The organism is Streptomyces sp. TRM68416 (assembly GCF_014596915.1).
Lineage (GTDB): Bacteria > Actinomycetota > Actinomycetes > Streptomycetales > Streptomycetaceae > Streptomyces.
Genome location: NZ_JACVWU010000030.1, coordinates 56,934 through 73,692, shown reverse-complemented (window position 1 = coordinate 73,692; position 16,759 = coordinate 56,934). Strand labels below are relative to the sequence as shown.

The 16,759-nt window shown below is 70.2% G+C and carries 14 protein-coding genes; 13 read left to right on the top strand and 1 reads right to left on the bottom strand.

Annotated features, from left to right (window positions below; genetic code table 11):
- Positions 1 to 236: 236 nt before the first annotated feature.
- From ICC28_RS34925 to ICC28_RS34900, 6 genes are all read left to right on the top strand, one after another.
- A complete protein-coding gene (locus ICC28_RS34925; RefSeq protein WP_188292827.1) occupies positions 237 to 1,748 on the top strand; it encodes a sugar ABC transporter ATP-binding protein in 1,512 nt (503 codons plus the stop codon).
- Entirely contained in the window at positions 1,745 to 2,716 is a 972-nt protein-coding gene (locus ICC28_RS34920; protein ID WP_188292826.1) for an ABC transporter permease, read from the top strand. The genes ICC28_RS34925 and ICC28_RS34920 overlap by 4 nt, the downstream gene beginning before the upstream one ends.
- A 1-nt stretch (position 2,717) precedes the next feature.
- A complete protein-coding gene (locus tag ICC28_RS34915; RefSeq protein ID WP_188292825.1) occupies positions 2,718 to 3,689 on the top strand; it encodes an ABC transporter permease in 972 nt (323 codons plus the stop codon).
- Positions 3,690 to 3,711: 22 nt separating this feature from the next.
- The gene (locus tag ICC28_RS34910) at positions 3,712 to 4,884 is read left to right on the top strand and encodes a substrate-binding domain-containing protein (protein WP_188292824.1); all 1,173 of its coding nucleotides are present in this window, start codon (positions 3,712 to 3,714) and stop codon (positions 4,882 to 4,884) included.
- 4 nt (positions 4,885 to 4,888) lie between these two features.
- Complete coding sequence (locus ICC28_RS34905) at positions 4,889 to 5,767, top strand: sugar phosphate isomerase/epimerase family protein (RefSeq protein ID WP_188292823.1); 879 nt, start codon at positions 4,889 to 4,891, stop codon at positions 5,765 to 5,767.
- A 137-nt stretch (positions 5,768 to 5,904) separates the two neighbouring features.
- Positions 5,905 to 8,199 carry a ricin-type beta-trefoil lectin domain protein gene (locus ICC28_RS34900; protein WP_188292855.1) on the top strand — a complete coding sequence of 765 codons (2,295 nt, stop codon included), beginning with the start codon at positions 5,905 to 5,907 and terminating at the stop codon, positions 8,197 to 8,199.
- A 209-nt stretch (positions 8,200 to 8,408) separates the two neighbouring features.
- Here the strand turns inward: ICC28_RS34900 and ICC28_RS34895 are convergent, their stop codons facing one another.
- Positions 8,409 to 9,179 (bottom strand): FadR/GntR family transcriptional regulator, encoded by a 771-nt coding sequence (locus tag ICC28_RS34895; RefSeq protein WP_188292822.1) that lies wholly within the window; start codon positions 9,177 to 9,179, stop codon positions 8,409 to 8,411.
- Between the two features lie 159 nt (positions 9,180 to 9,338).
- On the opposite strand from ICC28_RS34895, the gene ICC28_RS34890 reads away from it, so the two are divergent.
- The 7 genes from ICC28_RS34890 (at position 9,339) to ICC28_RS34860 (ending at position 16,705) form a co-directional block, all read left to right on the top strand.
- Positions 9,339 to 10,610: an ABC transporter substrate-binding protein gene (locus tag ICC28_RS34890; RefSeq protein WP_188292821.1), complete on the top strand. Its 1,272-nt coding sequence runs from the start codon at positions 9,339 to 9,341 to the stop codon at positions 10,608 to 10,610.
- Between the two features lie 4 nt (positions 10,611 to 10,614).
- On the top strand, positions 10,615 to 11,595 hold the full coding sequence (locus ICC28_RS34885; protein ID WP_223190310.1) for a carbohydrate ABC transporter permease: 981 nt from the start codon (positions 10,615 to 10,617) through the stop codon (positions 11,593 to 11,595).
- Positions 11,595 to 12,422: a carbohydrate ABC transporter permease gene (locus tag ICC28_RS34880; protein ID WP_188292820.1), complete on the top strand. Its 828-nt coding sequence runs from the start codon at positions 11,595 to 11,597 to the stop codon at positions 12,420 to 12,422. The genes ICC28_RS34885 and ICC28_RS34880 overlap by 1 nt, the downstream gene beginning before the upstream one ends.
- Before the next feature lie 3 nt (positions 12,423 to 12,425).
- Positions 12,426 to 13,640 carry a mandelate racemase/muconate lactonizing enzyme family protein gene (locus ICC28_RS34875; protein WP_188292819.1) on the top strand — a complete coding sequence of 405 codons (1,215 nt, stop codon included), beginning with the start codon at positions 12,426 to 12,428 and terminating at the stop codon, positions 13,638 to 13,640.
- Positions 13,637 to 13,816, top strand: coding sequence for a hypothetical protein (locus tag ICC28_RS34870; protein ID WP_188292818.1), 180 nt, complete (start codon positions 13,637 to 13,639; stop codon positions 13,814 to 13,816). The genes ICC28_RS34875 and ICC28_RS34870 overlap by 4 nt, the downstream gene beginning before the upstream one ends.
- Positions 13,817 to 13,881: 65 nt before the next feature.
- Positions 13,882 to 14,856, top strand: a complete 975-nt coding sequence (locus ICC28_RS34865) for a sigma-70 family RNA polymerase sigma factor (protein ID WP_317454150.1) — start codon at positions 13,882 to 13,884, stop codon at positions 14,854 to 14,856.
- Between the two features lie 400 nt (positions 14,857 to 15,256).
- Positions 15,257 to 16,705, top strand: a complete 1,449-nt coding sequence (locus ICC28_RS34860) for a ricin-type beta-trefoil lectin domain protein (protein ID WP_188292817.1) — start codon at positions 15,257 to 15,259, stop codon at positions 16,703 to 16,705.
- Positions 16,706 to 16,759: the final 54 nt, after the last annotated feature.

Genomic DNA, 16,759 nt, shown 5'->3' with positions numbered 1-16,759 from the left:
TCCGGCACGCGACTGCGGACGGGCTGATTCGATAACAGGTTTTGGCATGTCAATCGCCGCCGACCGATCGCCGGTCCGCATTGAGCAGTTCGAACGGCGAATATCCTGCTGCGATGTCCCACGGTATTGCCAGGCGCTGATCGAGGCATTTACCCTCGGGGCCGCGATGTCGCCATCGCGTCCGGTGAAAGTTCGCGGTTATTCGTCCTGACGACGCGAATGCAGAGGTTTCCACGATGCCTGGCCCGCCGCCGTCGCCGCTGCTCGCTCTGCGAGGCATCGGCAAGTCGTTCCTCGGTGTGCGGGTGCTCGACGGCGTCGACCTCCAGGTCCGACCGGGCGAGGTGCACGCGGTCGTCGGCGAGAACGGCGCCGGCAAGTCCACCCTCATGAAGGTGGTCGCCGGCGTTCACCAACCCGACGAGGGAACGGTCGAGTTCGCCGGCGCACCGCGCACCTTCCGCAGCCCGCGCGAGGCCCGACAGGCCGGTATCGGCATCGTCTACCAGGAGCTGACCCTGCTGCCCGAGCGCACGGTCGCGGAGAACGTCTGGCTGGGCCGCGAGCCCCTGCGCCGCGGGCTCGTCGACCGCAGGGCGATGCTCGGCCGCACCGCGGAGCTCCTCGCCTCGATCGGGGAGGGCTCCCTGCCGCCCGACACACGCGTGGGACGCCTCGGCGTGGCGCAGCAACAGGTCGTCGAGATCGTCAAGGCGCTCGCCCTCGACGCGCGGCTGCTCATCATGGACGAGCCCACCGCCGCTCTCGCCGACCACGAGGTCGACCAGCTCTACGCGCTCGTACGGCGGCTCCAGGCGCAGGGGATCGGCGTGCTGTACGTCTCGCACCGCCTCAAGGAGGTCTTCGACCTGTCCAGCCGGATCACCGTGCTCAAGGACGGCCGGGCGGTGGCCGCCCTGGACACCGCGGACACCGGCGCCGACGAGCTGGTGCGCCACATGGTCGGCCGCGAGCTGTCGAGCTACTACCCCGGCCTCGCGCAGCCGCAGGAGCTGGGGCCGGTGCGGCTGACCGTCCGGGGCGGAGGCAACCGGAAGCTGCGCGACATCGATCTGCGGCTGCGCGCCGGCGAGGTGCTCGGCGTCGGCGGCCTGCAGGGCTCCGGCCGGTCGGCGCTGGCCCGCGCACTGTTCGGCGCCGCACCGTTCAGCACCGGCCAAGTGACCGTCGACGGAGCGCCGGTCCGGCTGCGCTCGCCCCGCGCCGCGATGCGGGCGGGTATCGCCTACGTCTCCGAGGACCGCAAGGGCGAGGGGATCGTCGCCGGGCAGTCGGTGCTCGACAACGCGCTGCTGGCCGTCCGCGCCGTCCGCCCGGACCGGCTCGTCCGCGGCTCCCGGACCGCGCGCATCCGGGAGCTGCTCGCGGCCGTCGACCTGCGCTCGGCGGGGGAGGACCAGGAGATCCGCTTCCTGTCCGGCGGCAACCAGCAGAAGGTCGTGCTGGCCAGGTGGCTCGCGCTCGCCCCGAGGATCCTGCTCTTCGACGAGCCGACCCGCGGCATCGACGTGGGCGCCAAGTCGGCGATCCACGACCTCGTGCGCCGGCTGGCCCGCGACGGCGCCGCCGTGCTGATGGTCTCGTCCGAGCTGCCCGAGCTGCTCGGCATGAGCGACCGGATCGTCGTGATGCGCGACGGCCGGATCGCCGGCGAACTGCCCGCCGGCGCGAGTGAGGAGAATGTCGTCGCCCTGGCGGTCGGCACCGCACGGGAGGCGGCCGGATGAGCGGCGCGCTCTCCCTGGCGTCCCGCCGGACCCCGCCCGGCGTGTTCGTCGCCCTGGCCCTCACCCTGGCGATCGGCTGGATCGTCGTCACCCTCGACGGCGGACGCCTGTTCAGCGTGCCGACGACGGTGAGCCTGCTGCACGTCGCCGCCGGTCTGGGCCTCGTCGCGGTCGGCCAGACACTGGTCGTCGTCGGGGGTTCGCTGGACCTGTCCGTGGCGTACGTGGTCAGCCTGAGCACCCTGGTCGCCGCCGAGACCATGGCCGGTGACGACGGTGCGCTGCTGCCGGCGATCGGCCTGACGCTCGCCGTCAGCGCCACGATCGGCCTCCTCAACGGCCTGCTCGTCACCGCGGCACGGATCAACCCCTTCATCGCGACCGTCGGCGTCGGACTGCTGCTGAAGGGCTACCTCGACAACGGATACGACGGCCCGGCCGGCAAGACCGCCCCCACCCTGGTGCAGGGCCTGGGGTACCAGCGCGTCGGCCCGGTGCCGCTGTCGTTCCTGCTGCTGCTCGCCGTCGCCGCCGCGGCCTGGTTCGTGCTGGCGCGCACCCGCTTCGGCCACCACCTGTTCGCCGTGGGCGGTGACCCGGAAGTCGCCCGCCTCTCCGGCGTGCGGGGCGGCCGGGTCCTCGTCACCGCCCATGTGCTGTGCTCCCTGTGCGCCGGCCTCGCCGGGATCTACCTCGCCAGTCGGCTCGGCGCCGGAGCGCCGCGGGTCGGCACCGAGGGACTGTACGACCTGGAGTCGATCGCCGCGGTGGTGCTCGGCGGCACCGCCCTGGCCGGCGGGCGCGGCGGCGCGGTCGGCACGGTCGGCGGCGTGCTGCTGCTCGCGAGCGTCGACGCCGTCTTCAACCAGCTCGAGGTCGATGTGTTCTTCAAGCAGGTGATCCGTGGCGCGATCATCATCGCGGCGGTCGCCGTCTACGCCCGCCGGGCGATGCGAAAGGCGTCCTAGCATGCAGATCGCGCGCCCCCTGCGGCTCCTCACCTTCCGCTCCGGCGGTCTCGCACCGATCCTCGTGATCCTGGCGGTGCTGCTGGTCCTGCTGACCGTCCGTCAGCCGGACTTCCTCTCACCGCCGTCACTGATGTCGTTCCTCGGCCGCTCCGCGCCGGTCGTCCTGCTCGCCGCCGGCCAGTACTTCGTGATCGTCTCCGGCGAACTGGACCTCTCCGTCGGCTCCCTGGTCACCGCGCAGGTGGTCGTCGCCGCCCGGCTGATCGACGGCGATCCGTCCGCCGGCTGGCCCGTCGTGGTGCTCCTGCTGGCGTTCGGCGTCGTCGTCGGCCTCGTCAACGGCCTCGTCACCACGCGGCTGCGGGTGCCGTCGTTCATCACCACCCTCGGGATGTTCCTGATCCTCGTCGGCGCCGTGTACCTGTGGTCCGACGGGGCCCCGAAGGGCGCCCTCTCCGAGGGGTTCCGCCGGCTCGGCCGCTCGGCGTTCGAGGACGTCCCCGTGCTGGGCCGCATCCCGTACGCCCTGCTCGTCCTGCTGGCGGCGGCCGCGCTGGCGCTGGTGCTGACGCGCTCGGACTTCGGCCGCACCCTGGTCGCCGTCGGCGGCAACCCGCGGACCGCCGAGCTGAGCGGCGTGCGCGTGGGGCGGGCCAAGACCCTGGCGTTCGTCCTCAGCGCGGTCGCCGCCACGCTCGCGGCCATCCTCATCGGCGGGTACAGCGGGGTGTCGTTCCAGGCCGGGGCCGGCCTGGAGTTCGGCGCGATCACCGCGGCGGTCCTCGGCGGTGTCGCCCTGGGCGGAGGCCGCGGTTCGGTCGTCGGCGCGATGCTCGGCGCGCTGACCCTGGAGACGCTCTTCACGCTCATGAACTTCTACGGCGTCTCCGGCGCCCTCGAACCGACCGTCCAGGGCGCGATCATCCTGCTCGCCGTGGCAGCGGCGTCCTTCCGACTCCCGTCCGGATGAAGGGGATTCAGTGAGACATTCCATGACGGTGTTGACCGTGAGCGCCCTGCTGGTGCTGGCCGGCTGCGCCACCGACGAGCCCACCACCGACGCATCGGGTTCGCCCACCGCGGGCACCGGATCGGGCACCGGGAAGCAGTCGAAGTTCTTCGTGCAGGCCGACTACGACCAGCAACTCGCGCTGCTGGACGCCAAGCCCACCGGACCGGAGGGCAAGCCCTGGGAGCAGGCGCTCGACCCGGAGATGGTGCAGACCGCGAAGTTCAAGAAGCCCGGACCGTACAAGATCTGCTTCTCCAATGCCGGACTCAACAACCCCTGGCGCCAGGTCGGCTTCAAGACCATGCGGGCCGAGGTCGACACCCACCGCGACCGGATCTCCGAGTTCGTCCACGTCGACGCCGAGGGCAAGGACCAGAAACAGATCGCCGACATCAACGACCTGCTCGGCAAGGGCTGCCACGCGCTCATCGTCTCGCCGAACACCACCGCGACGCTCACCCCGGCGGCGGAGGCCGCCTGCAAGAAGGGCCTGCCGGTCGTCGTCTTCGACCGCGGGGTCGACACGACGTGCCCGGTGACGTTCATCAACCCGATCGGCGGCTACGGATTCGGCCATGTCGCCGCGGAGTTCGTCACCCAGAAGATGCAGAAGGGCGGCAAGGTGCTCGCGCTGCGCATCCTGCCCGGCGTCGACGTGCTGGAGACCCGCTGGTCGGCGGCGAAGGTGGCCTTCGACAAGGCGGGCGTCGACGTCGTCGGCGTCGAGTTCACCGACGGCGACCCGGCCAGGACGAAGAAGATCGTCAACGACTACATCCAGCGGTACGGCACGATCGACGGCGTGTGGATGGACGCCGGGGCGGTCGCGGGCGCGGCCGTCGAGGCGTTCGAGGACGCCGGAAAGCCCGTACCGCCGATCAACGGCGAGGACCAGCTCGACTTCCTGAAGCTGTGGAAGGACAAGAAGCTCACGGCGATCGCCCCCACCTACCCGACCTACCAGTGGCGCACCCCGATCATCGCCGCGCTGAGGATCCTCGACGGCGAGCGGGTGCCGAACCCGTGGAAGCTGCCGCAGCCGACCATCACCCAGGACAACCTGGACGAGTACGTCGACCCCTCCATGCCGCCGCTGCACTACGCGATGTGCGGCTGCACCGACCTGCCCGGCTACCCGAAGCGCTGGAAGTAGCCCGGTGTACCCCATCGGTGTCAACCCGTGGGTCTGGGCCTCGCCGGTCGACGACGAGGCCCTGGCCGACCTGGTGCCGCGGATCGCCGCGTTCGGGTTCGACGCGGTCGAGCTGCCTATCGAGCGACCCGGCGACTGGGACCCGGCCCGCACCCGGGACCTGCTGGCGGCGCACGGCCTGCGCGCGGTCGGCGTCTGTGCAGTCACCTCGCCGGGACGCGACCTCGTGAACGCCCCGCCGGAGACCGTCGCCTCCACCGTGGCGTACCTGACGGCGTGTGTGGACCGTGCGGCGGCCGTCGGCGCGCCCTGCGTCGGCGGCCCGGTCTACGCCGCGGTGGGGCGGACCTGGCGCATGTCACCGCCGGAGCGCGCGGCCTGCTACGCCGACGTCCGCCGCGCCCTGCTGCCGGTGGCCGACCACGCGGGGGAGCGGGGCGTGAGCATCGGCGTGGAGGCCCTGAACCGCTATGAGACGAGCGTGGTCAACACGGTCGAGCAGGCGGTGGAGTTGATCGACGGCCTGCCCGCGAACGTCGGCCTCATGATCGACACCTATCACATGAACATCGAGGAGGCCGACCCGTACAAGGCGCTCCGCACGGCGGGTCCGCACCTCAAGCACGTCCAGGTCAGCGGCACCGACCGCGGCGCCCCGGGCGCCGACCACTTCGACTGGCCACGCTTCCTCACAGCCCTGGCCACGACCGGCTACGACGGCGCGGTGTGCATCGAGTCGTTCACCGCGCAGAACGAGGCCATCGCCACCGCGGCCTCGATCTGGCGGCCGCTCGCCCCGTCACAGGACGCCCTCGCCCGTGACGGACTGTCCTACCTCCGAACCGTCCTGCGCGGACTGCAGGACACTCCCGCGACCGGGTGACGGGGGTGAGGTCGCTTGTGCCGTCCTCCCCTTCGGCCCGGGAACCCCCACAAGGAGAAAACGTGCTCACACCTCTCGCGATACCAAGGCGGTTTCTGACCGCAGTCGCCACAGCCGGTCTGGCCGCGACCGCCGTGATGGCGTCCCCCGCGCCCGCGGCCGCGGCTCCCGTCACCGTGTACGCCTCGCCGTCCGGCAGCGGCACCGACTGCTCCAGCGCGCAGCCCTGCTCACTGACCGCCGCACAGGCGATGGTGCGCTCGCTCAACGACGCCATGTCGGACGACATCGTGGTGCAACTGGCCGACGGCGTGTACCGCCTGGCCCAGCCCCTGCGGCTGACGGCGGAGGACTCCGGCTCGAACGGCCGCACGGTCGTGTGGCAGGCCGCCCCGTCCGCGCGCCCGGTGATCACCGGCGCCCGCGCGGTCACCGGCTGGACGGTGGCCGACGCCGGCAAGAACATCTGGAAGGCCGACGTCCCCGCCGGCCTCGACACCCGGCAGCTCTACGTCGACGGCGTCGTCGCCACCCGGGCCCGCACGCAGGTCAACCGGGCCGACTTCACGCCCACCGGCACCGGAATGAGGTTCTCCAGCGGCGCGTTGAGCTATCTGAACAACCTGGCGAACCAGAGCCGGATCGAGGTGGAAGGCGTCAACTCCTTCACCGACCGGTACTCGCCGGTGCAGAGCATCAGCGGGAACTTCATCACGATGCAGCAACCGGCGTGGAACAACAACAACTTCGGCTACGACACCCTCATGCGGCCCCACCGCGCCGGCCCGTTCTACCTGTCCAACGCGTACGAATTCCTGGACTCGCCCGGTGAGTGGTACCTCAACCCCACCGCCAGAACCCTGTACTACATCCCCCAGGCCGGCCAGAACATGAGCACCGTCAGCGTGGAACTGCCCACGCTGCAGTCGCTGGTGAACCTCGGGGGCACGTACAGCGCGCCCGCGCACCACATCACCTTCAGCGGGATCACCTTCACCGGCACGAGCTGGCTGGGCCCCAGCAGCAACCAGGGTTACGTGGACCAGCAGACCGGGGCGTACCTCTCCGGCAACTGGAACTGGCCGGGCTTCGACTCCTGCCACAACGGCTGCACGCAGTTCGAGGCCGCCCGGCCGCACTGGCAGCAGATGCCGGCCGCCGTGCAGGTCTCCGCCGCCAACGCCATCACCTTCACCGACTCCCGGTTCGTCAACCTCGGCCAGACGGCCATCGGCATCGGCAATGACGCGGGCGCGCACGCCAGCGGTGTCGGCCTGGGTGCCCGCGACATCACGGTGACCCGGTCGGAGATCGCCCGGAGTTCGGCCGGCGGCATCCTCGTGGGCGGCGTGCGCGCCGACGCCCACCACCCAAGCGACCAGCGCATGGTCAACCGGGACATCACGATCAGCCACAACCGCATCCACGACCTCGGGGCGGACTACCGGGGCATCGTCTCCGTCCTGACCACGTACGTCACGGGCAGCACCGTCGCCCAGAACGAGGTCTACAACATGCCGTACTCCGGCATGTCGATCGGGTACGGCTGGGGCGCCAACGACGCGGGCGGCAGCACCCATTACGCCAACCGCGGCCTGTACAACTACCAGCCGCGCTACACGACGCCGACCACCGCGTCCGACAACCGGCTCATCGGCAATCACATCCACGATGTCATGCAGCAGATGAACGACGGCGGCTGCATCTACACCCTCGGATGGAACCCGGGGGCCCAGATCAGCCGGAACCACTGCCAACGGCCCAACGGACACTTCGGGCTGTACTTCGACGAGGGCTCGAAGTACTACACGGCCACCAACAACGTCTTCTCGAACACCGGTACGTGGGCGACGGCCAACTACTGGGGTGGCGAGAACATGGGGAACTGGACCGTCACCAACAACTGGTCGACCAACGGCAGCACGAACATCACCAACGGGGACCGGGGCAACGTGGTCTCGGGCAACGTCACGGTCACCAATGGCAACTGGCCTTCCGGCGCGCAGGACGTGATGGCGTCCGCCGGGCCGCAGGGCACGACCCCGCCGCCCACGGGACAGCAGATCGTGGGCGCGCAGTCCGGCCGCTGCCTGACCGCGCCCGGCACCGCCAACGGCACCCAGACCCAGCTCCAGGACTGCACCGGCGCATCCGGCCAGACCTGGACGCACACCGCCGGCAAGCAGCTGACCCTCCCCGGCAACAAGTGCCTCGACGCCAACGGACGCGGCACCACCAACGGCACCGCAGTCATCGTCTGGGACTGCAACGGCCAGGACAACCAGCAGTGGAACGTCAACCCCAACGGCACCGTCACCGGCGTCCAGTCCGGACTGTGCCTCGACGCCAACGCCGCAGGCACCGCCAACGGCACCAGGATCATCCTGTGGTCCTGCAACGGCGGCACCAACCAGCAGTGGACCCTGCGCTAGCGGAACGCACCGGTCTCGCTCGCGGCAGGACTCGTGGGCCGCGAGCGGGGCCCGCCTGCACACAGGCCGGGTGACGTCGACTACGGTTCGGCAGCGCCCGGAAGGGGCGCGGGGCTGTGTCGATTTGCGGCTCCGCCGCGCGGGCGCGACCGGCCACGACGGCGCCGCAGGCGAACCACGGCCCGTACCGAGCGCCTCCGGCGGAGCGCTCAGCGCCCCAGCAGAGTCGGCTCGCCCGGCCCGCTGCGGCGCACCACCCACGCCTCGGTGATGTGGGTGAACATCGCTTCGGCCGCGCCCTTGGGGTCGTGCGCGGCGATACGCTCGTAGATGCGCCGGTGGCCGTGGTTGGACGCGACGCAGAAGGCGCGGCCGGTTCGGCCCATGTACCGCGCGGAGTCGATGACCTGGCGCTCCAGCGAACGGACCACGGCGCGGCCGATGCGGTTCCCCGACGCCTGCATGACGGTGTCGTGGAACGCACGGTCCGCTTCGTGGTACGAGGCGGGGTCGTCGACGAGTTCGTCCATCCGCTCCACCAGGCCGCGGAGTTGGTCGATCACCTCCGCGGCCGCCAGCCGGGCGGCGACGTTGGCCATGTCGGACTCCAGCGCGCGGCGGGTCGCGACGAGGTGATCGAGGATGGCCAGGCTCTCGTCCTCGGCGATGGTCGCGCCGAGGACGAGCTCGTCCAGCATGTTCCACTTCGTCGGCGGGGTCACCATCGTGCCGGCGCCCTGGCGGACCTGCACGAGCCCCTTCTCCTGAAGTATCTTCACCGCCTCGCGGACCACGGTGCGGCTGACCGAGAAGGTCTCGCAGAGCACGGGCTCGGGGGGAAGCGGCGAACCGGACGGATGGACTCCACGGACGATCCGCTCCACCAGCTCAGCCGTGACCGCGGCGGCGAGGTTCACCGGGCGCCGACTCCAGGCGGGGGCCTCGGAGGCCGCTGCGGATGGCTGCGGTACTGCCGTCATGACACCCCCCGGGGACCCGTGCCGGACCACGGATGCTCGCCAACTATACGGCACTCTGTTGACGTCATACGTCATACGAGTTACATACGTCATACGAGTTGCGTTCCTCCTCAACCTCAACTGCCGGACAGCCGGCCACCCCAGGAGAGCGGAGCAGCAATGAAGCAGCGAAGACTGTGGTCGGCGATCCTGGTTGCCGGGCTCCTTGCCTCGGCCGGTTGCGGAAGCGCTTCCGACCCGGATGCGAAGTCCGGTGGTGCGAAGGGCAAGCTCGTCGTCTGGGACTGGAAGTCCGGGGACGCCACAGCGTCTTCGTACGTCGAGAAGGCCAAGGCCGACTTCGCCGAGCGGCATCCCGGCGTGACGGTCGAGTTCGTCGCGCAGCCGTTCGAGCAGTACTACACCCTGCTCGGTGCCGCCGTCCAAGCCGGCAAGGGGCCGGACGTCATGCTCTTCAACGGCGGCGGCCAGATCCGTGACCGCGCGGACTCCCTGCTCCCGTTGGACGAGTACGTCCGTGACGACAGGAAGCGGCTGGCCGGGTGGGAGGCCTTCACCAAGGACGGCAGGACCTACGCCGCCCCGGTGACCCTGCAAGGCCACCCGATCTACTACAACAAGTCGCTCTACCGGAAGGCAGGGCTGGACCCGGACCGGCCGGCCACCGACTGGGACGAGTTCCTCGCCCACTGCCGGACCCTCACCAAGGCCACCGGTGCCAGATGCTTCGCGCAGGGCAACAAGGAAGGCATCGGTATCCAGTTCTTCCTCTCCGGGCTCGGCTCGGGCGTCCTGTCGCCCACGGAGTACGACGACTGGATCGCCGGCCGACGGGACTGGTCCTCGCCGGCGGTCAAGCGGATCTTCTCGCTCTGGAAAGAGGCCGACGACAAAGGCCTGAACAACGACGGGGCGAACTCGACGGCGATGTTCAACGATGCGTTCGCGGTGTTCCAGTCCCAGAAGGCCGCCCACGTCATCGGGTTGATGTCGGACGTCGGGCACTGGAAGGACTTCGCCGAATTCCTCGACGCCGACGATATCGGCGTCATGAAGTCACCGGTCGTCACGGCCGGCGCCACGCCGAGCCTGCCCTTCGACGGCGGCATCGGCTACGCCGTCGCGAAGTCGACCAAGGACCCCGAGGCCGCCGCCGACCTGGTGCGCTCCCTGACCTCGACCGACGCACTGAAGTCGTTCTACGCCGACGCGGGCGCCATCGCGGCCGACCGCACCGTGGACGTCTCCGGCGGTGGCCCGGCCGTCGCCGGCATCGTGTCCGAGATCGACCGTGGCAAGCCCGCCCTGCATGTGGCCCTGCCGTCCAGGACCGTGGACCTGATGGGGCGGCTGTCCCAGCAACTGCTGAGCGGATCGGTCACGGTCGACGCGGCGGTCGAGCAGCTGGCCGCATCCGACCAGGCGGGCTGAGGCCATGTCACCCATGGGTTCGCCGGCCCGCACTGCTCAAGCAGGGCGGACGGACGGGGTGCGAGCAGGTGAGGCGTTGGGCGGCCGCGGCCCCGCGTCGAAGTCTCCGCGAGTCCGGGGCGGCCGGCGCGCCGAACGCCTCGCCCCCTACGTCCTGGTCGCTCCCGCAGTCCTGATCATCGTGCTGCTCCGGCTCTGGCCACTGGGACTGGGGGTCAACTTCTCCTTCACCGGTGACGGCGAAGACAACGGCACCACGGTGGGCCTCGGCAACTACGCGGAGCTCATCGACGACCCCCTGTTCCGCACCGCGCTGCGCAACGTCGGGCTGCTGGTACTGCTGCTGCCGGTCGCGGTCGCGATCCCGGGACTGCTCGCCACCTTCATCTACCTGCGGGTTCCAGGACACCGGTTCTTCCGGAGCGTCTACTTCTTCCCGGCCGTGCTCTCACCGGTGATCGTCGGCGCGATCTTCAACCTGCTGCTGGCCTACGACGGTCCGCTGAACGCCGTGCTCGGCGGCGCGGGGCTCGGCCGGGTGGACTGGCTCGGCGATCCCGACGTAGCCATGTTCACCGTCGTCGGTGTGCACATCTGGGCGACGGCAGGGATGGCACTGGTGGTGTTCCTGGCCGGGTTCGCGACCCTGGACTCCGCGCTGCTGGACGCCGCCCGGGTCGACGGCGCCTCGCTGGCGCGGATGATCTGGCACGTCATCATCCCGGGTCTGTCCCGCACCATCCAGTTCGTCGTCGTCACCACGATGATCGGGATGCTGACCTCGATGTTCGGGCTGCTCTACGTCATGACCAGCGGTGGCCCGGAAGGGTCGACCTACCTGCCCGAGTACTACATCTGGGTCCAGCAGGGGCAGATGAGCCGCCCGGCGCTCGCGTCGGCCGCGTCCACCCTCCTCTTCCTCATCATGCTGGTCGTGGGCCTGCTGCAGGTCGGCCTGCTGCGCCGGGCGGGGAGGGAGGACTGATGTCCCGTCTCGGGCCGGGCAGATGGCTGATCGCCGTGCCCATGGCGCTTCTCGCCCTGGCGACCCTCTACCCGCTGCTGTTCACCGCCAACGTCGCGATGAAGACCCGCCGGGAGTACGTCCTCGACCGGTTCTCCCTGGTCGGCACCCTCCGGTGGGACAACCTCAGCACCGCGTGGAACAGCGACGGCATGGGGCGGTACTTCCTCAACTCCGTGATCGTGGTGGCCTGCAGCGTGGCGCTGCTGCTGCTCATCGGCTCCATGGCCGGGTTTGCGCTGGCCCAGGTGCGCTTCCGCGGCTCGTCCACGCTGGCCCTGATCGGCCTCGCGGCGCTGTTCATCCCGTTCCAGGTGATCATGGTGCCGCTGGCCAGGATCATGGCCGACGGCGGTCTCATCGACACCTATCCGGGGCTGATTCTCGCCTACGTCGCGCAGTTCCTGCCGTTCACCGTCTTCCTGCTGACGAGCTACTACCGAGCGGTGCCCACCGAGCTCGTCGACGCCGCACGGATCGACGGCAACACCCTGTACGGCGTCTACCGGCGCATCATGCTGCCGATGGGTGCGCCGGCACTGCTGTCGGTGGGCATTCTCGACGCGCTGTTCTGCTGGAACGACGTGCTCATCTCGCTGCTGATGATGCCGTCGGCCGACCATCGCACCCTGATGGTCGGCATCACCTCGCTGCGCGGCCAGTACTCCGCCGACATCCCCACCTTCGCAGCCGGCGTCCTGATCGCCGCACTACCGGTGTTGGTGACCTACCTGTTCCTGCAGCGCCAGATCGCCGACGGCGTGACGGCCGGCGCGACGAAGGGATGACGCATGCGCATCACCGGGTACCGAACCCTGACCACGGCGCAGCGATGGGGCCGCCCCGTCGGTGACGCCAACGGTGTCTACGACGACGGCGTCGTGCCCGTGCCGGTCGTCGTCGTCGAGACCGATGAAGGGATCACCGGAGTCGGCCTGGGACCGCACGTGGAAGCCGAGGCGATCTTCGCCGCCATCGACGGCCAGGACCCGCGCGCGGTGACCGCCCTCTACGACCGCATGCTGCGGCACACCTTCAAAGCCGGGCACGCCGGGGTGGTGTTCGGCACGATCGGCGCGTTCGACACGGCGCTGTGGGACATCAAGGCACAGGCCGTGGGCGAGCCGCTGTGGCGGTTGCTCGGCGGCCACGACCGCACGGTCCACGCCTACGCCTCCGGCCTGGACATCGGCCTCACCGACGACGAACTCGTCGCCACCTACCAGGTCTACGCCGAACGCGGGCTGAGGGCGGCGAAGCTCAAGGGCGGCCTGGACATCGAGCGCGACCGGCACCGGCTGTCGCTCGTACGCGAGGTACTGACCGAGGCCGCGCACGGGAGGCGGCCAGGGCTCATGCTGGACGCGAACGAGTCCTGGAGCCGCAAGCAGGCGGTACGCCACGTCGCTGAACTGGAACGCACACTCGACCTGACCTGGATCGAGGAGCCGGTCCGGCGCTGGGACGCCGACGGCCTGGCCACTGTCAGCCGTGGCGTACGGACGGCGGTCGCCACCGGGGAGAACCTCACCGGCCTCGAACAGTTCCGCCCACTGATCGCGGCGGGAGGCGTCGACATCGTCCAGACCGCCGCGGTCTGGGGAGTCACCCACTTCCTGCGTGTCGCCGCGCTGGCGCACGCCTACGACCTGCCGGTCAGCCCGATCGGCAACACGCCGGTCGCGCTGCTGCACGCCGCGACGTCGGTGCCCAACCACCTCGTCAGCGAACTGCAGGGCCTGCAGCCGCCGATCGGCGTCGCGATGGACCTGCACGTCGAGGACGGCGCCTTCGTGCTCGGCGACACACCGGGCCTGGGCATCCGGATCGACGAGACGGTGGCGACCGCGCCCCGACAGCGAACGGCCCATGCGTCCGACGGACCGCACATCCGGCCGGAACAGGCCGGCCGGCGGCTGCTCGCGGTCGCTCCTGGACCATGCGGAGCCACCGGGGAAGGGACGTTCGACAGGCCGCTCGACACCATGAGGATGGAGGATCGATGAAGGCTGTTGTCCACCGCGGGGCCCGCCCCCTGCAGACCGAGAACCGGGTCGCCGGGACACCGGCCCCGGGGAAGGAGTGGCGCGACGCCGACGCCGTAGCACCGGGCCGCCTCGCCACCGAGGACACCGAGGCGTTACGCACGGGCCTCCAGCGCGACCGGGCGAGGCGATTATGAGCCGCCGGGCATCACCGGCCGGCCGCGCCCGCGACGATCGTGCGGACGAACCCGAGGGGGACGGCGTGCGCGGCACCCGGGGCGGCCCGGCCCGAGGCACGGTGTACGGGCTCGTGATGCGAGCCGGCCGGGCCGACGAGTCGAGCCTGGTCGTCGCCGCACAGGCCGGCGATCCACGAGCGCTCGACGACCTGGCGGCGACGTATCTGCCGCTGGTGTACGCGATCGTGCGCAGGGCACTGGGCGAACTCGCGGACGTCGACGACGTGGTGCAGGAGACGATGCTCCGGGCGCTGCACGAGCTGCGCACGTTGCGCGCCCCGGAGTGCTTCCGGCCCTGGCTGGCCACGATCGCGACACGGCAGATCAGCACGTGTCTGCACCGGCGGCAGGCGGACGCCGAACGGACGGCCCCCCTCGACGAGATGACCGACCCGCCGGACGCCGACGCCGAGAACCTGGCCCTGATCCACATCGAGCTGTCCGGTCATCGCCGAGAGACCGTACGCGCCAGTCGATGGCTCGACCCGGACGCCAGGGCGCTGCTGTCGCTGTGGTGGCGGGAGGCCGCGGGTCGGCTGACGAGGGCGGAACTCGCGGCGGCGCTGGGAACGAGCGTGGCCCACGCGGGTGTGCGCGTCCAGCGGATGCGCAACCAGCTGGAGCTGAGCCGGGCACTCGTCGCCGCGCTGGAGGCCGACCCCCGGTGTCCACGGCTGACCGCCGCGCTGGTGGGCTGGGACGGCGTCCCGAGCGCGCTGTGGCGCAAGCGCATCACGCGGCACACCCGATCGTGCGCGGACTGCGGCCGTGCCGCCGACGAACTGGTGCCCCTGGAGCGGCTGATCGTCGCCCTGGCACTGCTCCCCGCCCCGCCTGCGCGGTCGGCCGCGGTGGTATCCAGGTCATCGCGTTCGGCGACGGCGCCGTATTTCTCGACATTACGACCACTGCGACTGTTCAAGCCGGCCGCCGATAACGAGAACTGCCGCGATGCACACGCGTCTTTCACTTCGATTCGCCTCCTGAAAACGTTATGAGGGGTGGCCGTTAATAGTCCCGCTTTCTTCGGTTGGTCGCACGACGGCTCAGGCCGATATGAATCGACGATTCCCTCTTGAATGGACCATGACAATCTGCCAATCTTCTAGTCGTCGACGCGTGATGTTCCCCTTCATGGCCTGTGAAAGCGAGAGCCGGAATCGATCCATGAATTACCGACGCCGACACAGTGAGATGGCTTCGGGTGAAGCCGGGGAGCAAGGCTTTCCAGGCGCCACGACAGCGGCATGACGCTGACATGCCCGCTGCGCGAGCGATCTGGGAGGGGGCCGGCGCGGAGAGGGCAATCTCCGCGCCGGCGCGCCCGGCTGCCGACCGGCGTCGACGCATTCCGCACAGCGCAGACGTGACCACACCGCCCACCGGGAAGGCACGACCATGCCGCACACCTCTCGCAGGCGCCACCTCGCCCGGGCGCTCGCCTGCGCCCTGACGGTCGGCGCGCTCGCGGTCGTCGAGCACTCGAGCGCCTCGCCGGCCGTCGCCGACACCTCCCAGTTCCGCGGCGTCAACTGGGCCCGGCTCGGCGACAACTTCCACGGTGGACCGCTGGTCCTGCACGGATTGAGCGCATCGGACAGCTATCAGACAGTCGTGGCGAAGGCCAATGCCGTCTACTCCGGCTTCGAGGGGAACCTCGGCGCCAACACCGTTCGGCTCCCGATCAACACCTATACCGTCGGGACGAGTTGGTGGAACGCGTACACGGGCGCGATAGACGCGGCCACCGCGAAGGGATTCAAGGTCGTCCTCTCCTACTGGGACGACGGGGTGGCCGCCCGCGACGGCCGCATCGTCAACCAGGGCGCCTTCGACACCATGTGGAACACCGTGCTGGCCCGGTACGGCGCCAACAGCCTCGTCCACTTCGAGCCGATGAACGAACCGGGCGGACACAGCGCCGGCGAGTGGGCGAACGTGGTGAGCAACTGGATCAGCAGCCGCCCGTCGATCCCGCGGAACCGCATCTTCGTCAGCGGCGCCGGCCTGAACACCGACATCAAGTCCATGTGCGCCGACCGCCGCCTCGACGGCACGTTCCTGTCGCTGCACCACTACACGTTCTTCAGCGGCGCGAAGACCTACGACCAGTGGGTGACGTACCTGCGGAACGCGATCGGCTCCTGCGCCGACCGCACGGTCGTCGACGAGTTCGGCGCGCCGATGGACACCGGGCTCAACTACCACGACGCCGGCAGCACCGACAACTTCGTGCGCTACTTCCGGGCCACCACCACAGTGCTCCGGGAACTGCGGATCGGCTCCGTCTACTGGCCCGGGCTCGGCGGAAAGATACGCGCCGGCCAGAGTGACGACTGGTACGCCATGCAGAAACTGCACGGCACCGGCACCAACCTCACCCTCAGCACCCCCAGCGCCAGCGGCCGCGAGCGCCTCCGTTACGGCTGGGGCCTGGACGGCGACGCCCCGACCCCGACGAGCCTGCTGCGCAACGTCGGCACCCAGCGCTGCCTGGACATTCCGGGCGGGACCACGGCGAACCTCCAGGTGCAGGTGGGCACCTGTGCCAACTCGGTCGGCCAGCAGTGGACCTTGACGGCCGGCGGACAGATCACCGCACTCGACGGCCAGAAGTGCCTGGATGCGTACAGCAGTGGGACGACGAACGGCACCGTGGTCGGCACGTGGGCGTGCAACGGCGGCGACAACCAGCGTTGGACGGTGGGCGCCGACGGCACCGTCCGCAGCGTTCACTCCGGCCTCTGCCTCGACGTGAACACCACCACCTCCAAGGTGCAGCTGTGGGCGTGCTGGGGCGGCGACAACCAGAGATGGCAGATCCAGAACGCAGACGCACACCACTGACGCGTGACGCGACGCCCGGCTCGGCGGACACGGTGGACCCCCGTCAGTGACCCG